8 protein-coding genes are annotated in these 12,404 nt (G+C 37.1%); 5 read left to right on the top strand and 3 right to left on the bottom strand.

The window, feature by feature from the left end; genetic code table 11:
* Positions 1-367 precede the first annotated feature (367 nt).
* The gene (locus HDC90_RS07305) at positions 368-2,137 is read left to right on the top strand and encodes a S8 family serine peptidase (protein WP_184465314.1); all 1,770 of its coding nucleotides are present in this window, start codon (positions 368-370) and stop codon (positions 2,135-2,137) included.
* Between the two features lie 106 nt (positions 2,138-2,243).
* Here HDC90_RS07305 and HDC90_RS07300 read toward each other — a convergent pair whose 3' ends face one another.
* Genes HDC90_RS07300 through HDC90_RS07290 form a run of 3 tightly spaced genes read right to left on the bottom strand, consistent with a single transcriptional unit; the run spans position 2,244 to position 5,137 of the window.
* Positions 2,244-3,023 (bottom strand): polysaccharide deacetylase family protein, encoded by a 780-nt coding sequence (locus HDC90_RS07300; RefSeq protein WP_184465307.1) that lies wholly within the window; start codon positions 3,021-3,023, stop codon positions 2,244-2,246.
* 1 nt (position 3,024) lies between these two features.
* The gene (locus HDC90_RS07295) at positions 3,025-3,957 is read right to left on the bottom strand and encodes a glycosyltransferase family 2 protein (RefSeq protein WP_184465306.1); all 933 of its coding nucleotides are present in this window, start codon (positions 3,955-3,957) and stop codon (positions 3,025-3,027) included.
* Entirely contained in the window at positions 3,950-5,137 is a 1,188-nt protein-coding gene (locus HDC90_RS07290) for a glycosyltransferase family 87 protein (RefSeq protein WP_184465305.1), read from the bottom strand. Before HDC90_RS07290 ends, HDC90_RS07295 begins: the two co-directional genes overlap by 8 nt.
* A gap of 539 nt (positions 5,138-5,676) precedes the next feature.
* Between HDC90_RS07290 and HDC90_RS07285 the strand changes: the two genes are divergently transcribed.
* From HDC90_RS07285 to HDC90_RS07270, 4 genes are all read left to right on the top strand, one after another.
* A complete protein-coding gene (locus HDC90_RS07285) occupies positions 5,677-6,273 on the top strand; it encodes an RNA polymerase sigma factor (protein ID WP_184465304.1) in 597 nt (198 codons plus the stop codon).
* Positions 6,274-6,427: 154 nt separating this feature from the next.
* A complete protein-coding gene (locus HDC90_RS07280) occupies positions 6,428-7,420 on the top strand; it encodes a FecR family protein (protein WP_184465303.1) in 993 nt (330 codons plus the stop codon).
* Between the two features lie 179 nt (positions 7,421-7,599).
* Positions 7,600-10,983: a TonB-dependent receptor gene (locus HDC90_RS07275; protein WP_184465302.1), complete on the top strand. Its 3,384-nt coding sequence runs from the start codon at positions 7,600-7,602 to the stop codon at positions 10,981-10,983.
* A 10-nt stretch (positions 10,984-10,993) separates the two neighbouring features.
* A complete protein-coding gene (locus tag HDC90_RS07270; protein WP_184465301.1) occupies positions 10,994-12,373 on the top strand; it encodes a RagB/SusD family nutrient uptake outer membrane protein in 1,380 nt (459 codons plus the stop codon).
* The last annotated feature ends 31 nt before the right edge of the window (positions 12,374-12,404 follow it).

Here is a 12,404-nt window from a genome sequence, read left to right as displayed (position 1 = left end):
TACTGCGGTAACACGTGGGAGAGTAGGTCGGTGCCAGATCTTAAAAGAAACCCTTCAGCAGCAATGTTGAAGGGTTTTCTTCGTTTATAACTATTACAAATGAAAATGGACGATGTCCTTCTTGCCATTAAGAAGTTAAGCTCATTAAGTTCTCTGAGGACAGGACCATTCCAGGCAGCCCTGATGGAAGTGGGCACGGAGCCGATTCTTCATTGGCGGAGTAAAACAGACAGCAGGACGGAACCGAACCTATATGCCTCTTCCAGTGCGCTTCTAAAACTGATTGACTTCTCTTGTTAAAAGATGTGAAATCTTTCATTCAGAAAGCAATAAAACCGTATTATTGTAGTATTACGTACATATTATGATGATAAATGTGAATCTTAAGAAATTAACTTTTCTTGCTTTTATTTTGTGTGTAAACTTTGGTGTTTTTGCTCAAAGTAAAAATGTACAACTCCCGGCAAATTGGTTTAACCTCGATTTAATAGAGAATGGATATTTTGGCATCAGTACAGAGAAAGCTTATCGCGAACTTTTAAAAGATAAAAAATCTAAAGAAAACATTATTGTAGCAGTAATTGATGGTGGAGTAGATACCGATCATCCTGATTTGCATCGTGTTTTATGGACGAATAAAAAGGAAATCCCAGGAAATGGAATAGACGATGACGGTAATGGTTATATTGATGATATCCATGGCTGGAATTTTATTGGCTCTAAAAAAGGAAACTTAGCGTTCGATAATCTTGAACTGGTGCGTTTGTTAAGAATTTATAGGCCAAAATATCAATCAACAACTAATTTAACGCCTTTGGATAGTACGCAAAAGGAAGAATTTAAACTTTATAAGAAGATGGTTGGCGATTTCGGTAAGAAATATGAAGATGCCAGCAATACCTTTTCAGTTCTGATTGCTATTAACAAAGTTTTAGATTCTGTGGCCAAGATTAATAAAAAAGAAATCCCAACGATGGAGGATATTGATCGATATAAGGCCGATGATGAAACTGAAGAACAGGTAAAAACAATCATCAGAAAAGGAGCTAAAGAAGATGGGAGTTTCGAGAAATTTTATAAGAATATAAAGGAAGGATATAAGCAATACGATGCGATGCTAAAGTATAACTTAAATCCTAAATATGATATGCGCGCCGAACTGGTTGGCGATGATTATGGCAATTCTTATCAAAAAGATTATGGAAATAACGACGTAAAAGGACCGGATGCTTTTCATGGTACACACGTATCGGGAATTATTGGTGCTGACCGTACCAATTCTATCGGTATTTTGGGTGTAGCCAATAATGTGAGCATTATGGCCATTAGGGTGGTACCTACAGGTGATGAACGCGATAAAGATGTGGCCAATGGCATTAGATATGCAGTAGATAATGGTGCCAAAGTAATTAATATGAGTTTTGGTAAAAGTTATAAGTGGGATAAAAAAGCGGTAGACTCGGCGGTAAAATATGCAGAACTTAAAGGGGTATTATTGGTGCATGCAGCTGGAAACGACAACCAGAATAATGATATCGAAGAGAATTACCCTAATAAGTTTTTTGATGGTAAAGAGGCTGAAGCTTATAAAGAAGCCAATAAAAAACCAAGCAAGCCAGATTTTACGCCGCCCAGACCTATTACACAAAATAACGGAATGGGTATGAGGCCATCTTATGATCGATCTACATTAGTAAAACCAGTACCTATTGACTCAGCAAAATTTAACCTGCCCCACGCCAATAATTGGATCGAAGTAGGCGCAAGTGCTTACAAAGATGATGATAATCTGAAAGCCGATTTCTCTAATTATGGTAAATATAGTGTTGATGTTTTTGCTCCGGGGTTTTTAATTAAATCGACAGTGCCTGACAATAAATATGAAGAGGCTGATGGAACAAGCATGGCTTCTCCGGTTGTGGCTGGCTTGGCTGCATTAATTTTAAGCTATTATCCAGATTTAAAACCAGCCCAGGTAAGAGAGATTATCATAAAATCGGTTTCTAAAGTAACACACAAGGTAAAATATAAAAATGAAAGAGGTGAGAACACCCGTGTACCTTTTAGCGAAATATGTGTGAGCGGAGGTATTGTTAATGCTTACAATGCCTTAAAATTGGCCGAAACTTATAAATAAGCCTTTAAAGCTTTTTTTTAGAAGCGCAAAGCCATTACAGCTATTTAGGTTTGTTCCCGTGCTCCGGTAACTGCCCTAAACGCAAAAAAAAATACCATATAAGAACTTATAGGGCTAGCTTTTTAATAAACTCCTGAAAGGTACCGAATGGATAATTTTTACCCTTCATCCAAGAAATGAATATTTCCATGCGATCGATCATTTTTTTACCTGTATTTTTCCTTACATAACCGGGGAAACCAAATCGTTCAAAATCATTTAAATCGGTAAATTCCCAGGGGTGGAAATAGATATTCAGGTATTTATCTTTTTTATAAGTCCAGCTGGCTAATGTTCTGTAAACGCTTAAAGGCAGGTTGTGAAAAGACAGCCAAAATAGGGGGAACCTAATTAAGGGGCTTACAGAAGCTGGAATCTGCAACACATTATTTTTAATAAAGTGTGTCCTTGAAATATTAAAATTATTGTATCGCCCAGGCAAATAGGTTGGGTTAATGGATGTATTATAAATATATCCGGCTCTTTCAATTTCCTTTTCGTCAACAGGCATCATTCTGGCCATGCGGTAACCTGTAATTTCTTTACCTGAAAGTTCTTCGAGCCTTAGTTTTGACTGAAGCAAATGTTCGGGTTTAAAATCTGAATGATAATAACCATGAGAGGCAAGTTCGTGCCCCGTATCGGTAATCCGTTTAATCAGATCGGGAATATTTTCGGCAAAAGTAACGGTACAAAAAAACGTTGCCTTTACCTCGTATTTATCCAAAATGTCTAAAATGGCAATGGTACCCGCCCTTGAAATGGCAATCTGATCTTCGAAAGAAATATCTTTTCCATATTCAAAAGGCATATCAAACTCTTCGATATCAAAACTTAACAGTACCATTTTATTTTTGCTGAATATTGGTTGAACGGATAATGTAATTAGGTCGGTTTTTAGACTGCATAAACATTTTACCCACATAAATGCCTATAATGCCCAAGATAATGAGCTGTAACCCTCCAAAAAAGACAATGGTCATGATTACTGATGCCCAACCAGAGACTTCTACATGGTTTACAAATGCGTAAATAATGTAAGGGATGTACAGCACAGAGGCAAAAGACAGAGTGAAACCAAGATAAACTGCCGAATACAACGGTTTTATACTGAAAGAGGTAACGCCATGCAAGGCCAGCCTTAACATTTTTTTAAATGTATATTTGCTATTTCCCGAAAAACGCGCTGCCGGATTGTAGCGAATGGCAAACTGCTTAAAGCCAAGCCACTTTACCAGACCACGCAAAAAGGGCTCGTTTTCATGAAAATTTCTGAAAACAGTAACAACTTTTTGATCAAGTAAACGGAAATCGGCGGCGCCAGCTTCGAGATCAATATCCGATAGCCAGTTTAAGATTTTATAGAATAAGTTTGATGAGCTTCTTTTTCCTTTTGATAAATTCTTATCTTCTTCCCTGATGGTGTACACCACTTCGAAACCTTCCTGCCATTTCTGTAACATTTCTGGAATCAGCTCTGGAGGATGTTGCATATCGCAATCCATAGAAATTACACAATCGCCAAAAGCATGGTCCATACCCGCTTTAACAGCCAGTTGGTGGCCAAAATTTTTAGAGAACTCGAGGAAAAATATATTTTCTGCCGTTGAAGCATAATCCTTTATTTTTTCGAGTGTATGATCGGCACTTCCATCGTCAACCAGGATAATTTCATAACCATAATTGATGGTCGAAAAAACTTTTTTAATACTTTCGGCTATTACAAAAATATTATCGGCTTCGTTGTAAGCAGGGATTACTATAGAAACTAATTTACTCATTATCGGCAATCAGATAAGACTCAAAATCTTCTTTCATCATTTGATAAATTATAGTTAGCCAAATGATAACGCAAGGTAGGGCTTTAAGCGAATATAGACGAATAAATTCTTTAACCGGTCTGGGAAAAATATCGGTTGGCGATAGGCTGGTTAATACAAATGCAAAAACAAACAACGCTGTTATCCAACCTTTTTTTGGGTTTTGCTGCACCATAAACCAAATGGCAACACCTGCAAAAGCAATAATATAGGTTGGCGATTCGGAACCGCTGCTAAATATGACCGTAAAAATAAGTGTCGATGCCAATAACATTAACCTAAAGCCGAGGTATTTATATTGCTTAATCCGTAAATAAGGTAAACCAAATAATATAACACCAACCAATAAAAAAGGGGTATTGGGGATGTTTATATTACCTGTTGCCCTCCTTACAATACCCATCAAAGAAATATCCTGAAAGGAAGTTAATGATGCATTTAAATCATTTTTATGCGCTAGGGAATGATACCAATCGCTATATGATTGAATTACGAATGCCGGAGATGAAATCGCCATTGGCAGGGCAAATAGTAGTGCAAATGCAATGAAACAGCCTAAAATGAATTTTAGCTTGTTTTTGGTAAAGAAGAAAAAAGCAAGTCCAACAATTCCATATAGTTTAACCAAAGTACCAAAGGCAATAAAAAAAGCCGACTGTATTTCTTTCTTTTTAATAAGATAAGAAAAACTGAGTAAAATAGTTCCCGTGAGGGCAATGTTAAACTGAAAACTAAAGAGTGCTGTTAAGGCTTCGTGTGCACAGATCCAGGCAATGATAGTACGCTTGTTTAACGATATGGGAAGACTGTAAATTCCACAAAGTAAAATCAATACATTGGCCACATTCCAAAGCACAGTGCCTAAACCATCGGGTAACAGTGCAAAAGGAGCAATAAAGACTGAAAATAAAGGCCCGTAATGGTTGCTGTCTATATATTCTGGATAGTTATTGTATAAATTTTGCAGATCTACTGTGTGCCAATATACATATTTGAAAATCAGATAGTTGTTGTAAGTATGATGATGGTACTGTTTATAACCTGCTACAATAGCCAATAGAAGATAAATGGCAATTACGCACTCCTTTTTTAATAGAAATGAGAATAGTTTGTTAAGATTAGCGTTTTTTGAATTGTTCATTATGATTTAGCGGCGCAATATAACTATTTTAACAGTCTGCATAATCATCTATTCTTTTAATGATCCCCTTTAAGAAAAATACGAAAACGTATGCGTTGGCTTTTAAATTGTCTAACTTTTTGAGCTTTAGTCTAGTTTTAATGGTGACTTTAAAGTCTAATTTCAATCATTTTTTATCTCTTATTTGCACTCCAGTGGTTAAAACAGTCTCGTATTGCCTGATTTGTTCGATAACTGTTACATCTGCACAATGTTGTGAATGAAATTGCAGTATTTTAAGATAGAACAGTTGTTTTTTAAGAAACCTATTGTCAAATTGTATCCTTATTTACAGGAAATAATCGGATTTTTTTGTAGTCTTACCAAAAATTATAGATTCAGACAGAAAATATAATTTACACCATTGCAGGTTAGCAATTAATTTTTAACACCGTATGAGTTGTTTTTAAATTAGCGTTATTTAATGGATGAGGCCTTTTTGCATGATAAAAACACTTTGTCAACCAAGAAAACCTGCTTTGAAAATATTATATTAGTATATGCAAAATAAGGAATTGGGAGAGGCACGAGATTTAATGCTCAAAATAGCTGTTGGCGATCAACAGGCCTTTCGCTTGATCTTTGATGCTTATAAGAATAAAGTTTTTTCTTACGCAAATAGGTACCTGAAATCTAAAGAAAGGGCCGAAGAGGTGGTTCAGGAAACCTTTCTTAAAATCTGGTTAAAAAGAGAGAATCTAAATACAATTGAAAACTTTGGTGGATACATTCGCAGAATTGCCGTTAATCTTACTTTAGATGCACTTAGAGCTATTGCTGCCGAAAATAAAACAACAGACTTACAGAAAATAGCGTGGAGTGAACAGGATACCGGGACTGAAGATGCCATTATGCGAAAAGATGCGCAAAGTTATGTTGATCAGTTACTGGATAAGCTACCCAAACAACAAGGACTTGTTTATCGGATGTGCCATATTGAAGGTATGAAACAAAAAGAAGTTGCTGAAATACTCCATATTGCACCAGCTACTGTTAAGGTTCATTTAAGAGAAGCCCTAAAAACATTACGTAACATGGTTGGCGAAAATAATGCCATACCACTTATATCTTTCGTTTTTATTGGATTGCTAAAATAAGCCTATCTATCCCTATTTTATAGGGTTTTCTTTTAAAATGCGGTTGAAATTTAAAAATATCAAAAAAATATTTTTTTGGCTACCCCTTTTTACACTTCACAAACGTCAACTATTAAAACGAACAAGATAATATCTTTTCTATATCGCCATTTGTATGAAAAATGAAGAAATAAGTGAACTTCTGGAGAAATATGCTCACAATACTATATCAGAAGAAGAAAAGAGCGTTTTATTTAATCATCTTAACGCCTCAAACAATATTGAATTTGAAAGACGCTTAATGGAAAAAGATTGGGATTTATTTCAATCTGAAGAAACTATGGCAGAAAGTAAGGCCAATAAAATTTTCAACGAAATTGTTGGCGGGGAAGAAAAGAAGCCGTTTAAATTAAATTTTGCCTGGATAGGTTGGGCCGCTATACTATTAATTGCGGGTTTTTCTACTTTTTATTTCTTTAAGCCTGAAGCACAAAAAATAACAGCTAAAGCCAATGTAGCAGTTGTTAATGTAGTAGCAAAAACGGAGCATAAAAAAATTGTATTACCAGATGGGAGTACGGTGATATTAAATAATGGTGGAGTATTGCTGTATCCCCAGCATTTTAATGGAAATACCAGAGAAGTAACCCTTAAAGGGGAAGGATATTTTGACATTGTTCATGATACGGTTAAGCCCTTTATTGTTCATGCAGGGAAAGTTAAAACAACTGTTTTAGGTACTGCTTTTAATATCAAAGCCATAGCGGGGCAAAAAGTTGTAATAACAGTAACCCGTGGCAAAGTGAGTGTGCAGGATCATCAAAAGCTCTTAGGCGTACTTACAGCTAATCAACAGCTAATCTTTGATGAGAAAAGAAAAATGCCAAGCCTAACCAAAGTGATATCTCAAGAGGTTGTAGACTGGCAGGCAAAAGATATTTTCTTCGAAGACATTACCATGAAGGATGCTGTTGAGGTATTGGCTAAACGCTTCGGAACTAAAATTACATTTGTGGATGATCACGGTAAAAATTGCCGCTTTACCACAACTTTTCAAAAAGGAGAAAGTTTAGACGAGATTTTGCAGGTAATAACTTCCTTTAATAATGCAGCATACGTAACCAAAGCTAACGAGATTTTAATTTCGGGCAAGGATTGCAATAATTAAATAATCAATATCAACCAAAACCAAACAACCAAACCACATGAAAGTACTCTATTATTTCCGCATTTGATGAAAAAATCTCCCTGTCCTTGCAAGACAGAGAGATGAAATTTGCACTGTTCCAACTGCAATTGGAACAGCATGTATTAAACAATTAGGCATCATTTAAAACATTTAAAATTATGAAATTTTCTGCACAATCAGCAGAGGGCGGAAATCCCTGTAAGAAATTTTTCGCTTCTAAAAAATCACGACATCTAATTCGTCAGATTATGCGTTTAAGCTTTGTACTAGCTATAATAACTTTTGCCACCTCTTCATTAATCTTTGCTTCTAACACCAAAGGTCAGTCGATCTCTACCACAGAAGTCGTATTAGGATTAAATCATGAGAGTGTATTTTCTGCTATTGAAAAAATTCAAAAGCAAACACCCTTTATTTTCATTTATAGAAATACCGATCTTAAAGAATTAAAGGAAATTAATATCCCGGTACAAAAACGTACCGTTCAGGAACTGCTTGATGTGTTGTTTAATTCCAAACGTTTTAAAATAACGCAGTTAAATAACCGGATTTTAATTTCTTCGATAAAACCAGAAGTTAAGGCATTGCCTGTTGATATCCGGATTTCTGGTATTGTGGTAGATGAAGACGGGGTGCCAATCCCAGGTGTTTCGATTTTGTTTAAACAGAACAATAGGTTAAGTACAGCGACAGACAGAAACGGCCAGTTCGGGATTAATCTTCCGGATGAAGGAACAAAAGTATTGCTTTTTACATGTATTGGTTACCAGAATACAGAACAGCTTATTGGTCTAGAAAATTCGTACAAGATTGTAATGAAACCTTCGGTAGGTAGCCTGAATGAGATACAGATTATCGGTTATGGCACTACAACACGGAAAACAAGTACCGGATCAGTTGCTTCTATAACAGCAAAGGAAATTGAAAAACAACCTGTTGGTAATCCTTTGGCTGCACTATCAGGCAGAATGTCTGGCGTGTTAATTGCGCAAAACAATGGTGTTCCGGGTGGAGCCGTTCAGGTGCAGATCAGGGGGCAAAATTCACTTTCATCAGGGGGAATCCCATTGTATGTGATTGATGGTGTTCCGTTTACCAATTTCAATGGAGGCTCGCCTGCTACAGATAATTTAAATGCCTTTGGAACTTCTGGTGCCAGTGGAGGAATTAGCCCTTTTAGTATGATTAATCCATCTGATATTGAACGTATCGATATTTTGAAAGATGCCGATGCCACTTCAATTTATGGGTCTAGAGCAGCAAATGGGGTAGTTTTAATTACCACCAAAAAAGGAAAACCTGGAAAAGTAAAAATTGGTTTAAACTTAAATACTGGCTTTACGGAAGTAAACCGTCTTATTCCAATGTTAGATCTTGAACAATACCTGGCCATGCGGACGGAAGCGTTTAAAAATGATGGTGTAACGCCGAACACCAATAATGCGCCAGATTTAACGGTTTGGGACAGAAATAGCTCAACCGATTTTCAAAAAATGTTTATTGGAAACAGAGGACATATTAATGAAATCCAGGCCTCAATGTCTGGCGGTAATGAGCAGACCCGCTTTTTCTTCAATTCAGCATACCGTAGAGAAAGCACTGTTTTTTTAGGCGATAATAATGATAAAAGATTCTCTTCGAGATTAAATTTAGACCACAGTTCGCTAAACAAGAAATTTACAGCATCATTTTCTGTTAGCTATGCTAATGATAATACCAATATACCAACCGGAGATGTTTCATCAGTTTATAATTTGCCACCAAATCTTCCACTTTACGATGCTGCAGGTAAATTATTCTGGTCAACAAATTATGCCAATCCTTTGGCCACTTTATTAAAGCGATATACTGGGGTAACCAATAATTTAATTGCCAATGCCAATTTGAAGTATACCATTTTACAAGGATTAACTGCCAAAGCAAATTTTGGTTATACCAATACCAGGTTAGATCAAACAGCAACCAATCCGGCGTCGTCGCAAAATCCTGCAAACAATCCTTCAAGTTCAGCTGAGTTCACGAATCTGAATGCACAAAACTGGATTATTGAGCCGACGCTAGACTATGTTAAAAATATAGGAGGAGGTGTATTAACCGCGCTTGTTGGAACGAGTTTTCAACAAAATACATCCAATGGGCTTGATCTTTTTGGCTCAAATTACAGTAACGAGTCGTTATTGGGTACACTCGGTGCTGCTGGTACCACTACAGTTATCTACAATAATATAGTAAAGTATAAATATAATGCCGTTTTTGCGAAACTAAATTACAACTGGCGGGAAAAATACCTTTTAAATGCCACTTTTAGAAGGGATGGTTCATCACGGTTTGGACCAAAAAACCGATTCGGTAATTTTGGTGCCATTGGTGCAGGGTGGGTATTCTCAAATGAAGATTTTGTAAAAGATAATTTATCATTCTTAAGTTTTGGTAAATTGAGGGGAAGTTATGGTACTACGGGTAACGATCAGATTGCTAACTACATTTATCTTCCTTTATATTCTTCATCATCTACTTATCTTGGCAATGCAGCAACAAACGTAGGTAGTCTCTCTAATGAATCTATTCAATGGGAAACCACTAAGAAAATGGAATTTGCTGTAGACCTGGGTTTTTTAAAGGACCGGATTTCTTTTACCGCTAATTATTATAGAAACAGGTCAACAGATCAAATCACCTTGAATGCATTGGCCACTCAGAGCGGATACAGTGCTTATACATTAAACTTACCCGCAACTATTCAGAACAAAGGCCTTGAACTTGAATTGAACACCAGCAATGTGCTGACAAAAGACTTTTCTTGGAGAACCTCCGCTAACATTACATTTAACAGTAATAAGGTTACAGAATTCCCAAATCTGGATAAATCATTTTATTCCACAACTTATATTGTAGGTCAACCCATCAATGTTATCCGTCTGTATCACTTTCTTGGCGTCAATCCTGCTAATGGAGCAGCCATGTATGAGGACAGAGATGGCGATGGCAGCATTACTGGTAACGATAGATATGTTGCAAACATAGGAACGCCATTCTTTGGAGGTTTCAACAACACTTTTACCTATAAGGGTTTTGAACTTGGTATATTTTTTCAGTTTAACCACCGCTTTGGCGTAACGCAGATTGTAAATAACAGGCCTGGTGCGCTAGGTAACCAGAACGATTATTGGTTGGGAAGATGGACACCGACAAATACAAACGCTAGCCTACCGGGGGCGTCGGCAACAGCAGGATCAGTAATTGCTGCTTCCTATAACAATTTCACCTCATCTGATGCCGTATATGGAGATGCTTCATATTTAAAACTGAGATCTGTAAACCTATCCTACGCTTTGCCTAGCGAATGGTTAAAGCAGATTAAAATGTCTAGCTGTAACATCTTTATTCAAGGTCAGAATTTATACACATGGGCAAAGAATAAGTACATCTTAGATACCGAAACAACAGTGCCAGGAGGCCCTCCGGGATTAGGCACGGGTACACTTAGTCAGGTATTACCTCCGCTGAGAACAATTGTATTTGGTGTTAACTGTTCATTTTAAAGATAAAATCATGAAAAAAACATATAAAAATTTCTTTTATAAAACATTGATTCTTGCAACAGTCTTCACTGTTTCTTCCTGCAAAAAATTTGTAGAACTTGGCGCGCCGCCAACTCAGGTTTTGTTCGAAGATTCTTTTAAAACAGATGCTGCTGCGCAAAGCGTGGTAATGGGGCTTTATTCATTTTCCTCTGCGGCTACAAATGGTTTAATTACAAACCTTACTTTTTATTCTGGAGTTTCCAGCGATGAGCTGCAATACAATGCTAGTAATGTATTGACACAGGAATTTGCAAATAATGCCATAACCAATACTAATGGCACCGCAAATAACATATGGGGAATAACTTATCAATTGGTAAAAAATGCCAATAATGCCATTAGTGGTCTTAGTGCTTCCACCAGCTTAACACCTTCTGTAAAGAACCAGCTTTTGGGTGAGGCTAAATTTATGCGGGCTTTCGCTTACTTTCATCTCGTAAATCTTTATGGAGATGTACCATTACCATTAAAAGATGATTACTCCGCTTTTGAAAATACAGTTTTGCCCCGTACGTCAACAGCTAATGTGTATGCCCAGATTGTAAAAGATTTAACAGATGCACAAAGCTTATTGCCTACGGCTTATGTGGGCACATTTAGAGGTAGGGTAAACAAATATGCAGCAACAGCACTTTTAGCACGTGTTTACCTTTACCAAAAAGACTATGCCAATGCAGAAGCACAGGCTACACAGGTTATAGGTTCGGCAGTTTATACGCTGCCAGCACCAGAGGCTGCTTTTGTTAATACCAGTAATGAAATTATCTGGCAGATTGGTAATATTTCGGGAGTTTCGGTACCAGGTGCAGCTTATGTAACATTGGTCAATGTAATTCCAACTTATACCCTAGCTGATGTGACATATCAAAGCTTTGAAAGCACAACTGATTTGCGCCGTAGCAATTGGACCGTTACCAAAGCCATTGGGGGTAAAAACTATTATGGGATTACTAAGTATAAAGTAGGAACTGGCAACGGAAATGAGTATAACGTTGCACTGAGGTTTGCAGAACAATACCTGATCCGTGCTGAGGCCCGTGCGCAACAAAACAACCTTTCTGGAGCAAAAACAGATATCGATATGGTAAGAACCAGGGCTGGTTTAGGTGGCGTTAGTGCTACTTTAGATCAAGGCCAAATGTTAGCTGCTATTGAGCAGGAACGAAAAGTGGAGTTTTTTGGCGAGTGGGGCCACCGCTGGTTGGATTTAAAAAGAACCAACAGGGCTAATGCCGTACTTAGCGCTTTAAAACCAACCTGGAAATCGACCTCGGTTTTATTCCCGATTCCGCAGGCACAGATTCTTGTTAATCCTTCTTTAACACAAAACCCAGGCTACCAAAATTAATTATTGGGAGCCTTAATTGGCTCCCATAACA

The sequence above is a fragment of the Pedobacter sp. AK013 genome, from assembly GCF_014205835.1.
Taxonomy (GTDB): Bacteria; Bacteroidota; Bacteroidia; order Sphingobacteriales; family Sphingobacteriaceae; genus Pedobacter.
This window is presented reverse-complemented; position numbering and strand designations above follow the sequence as displayed.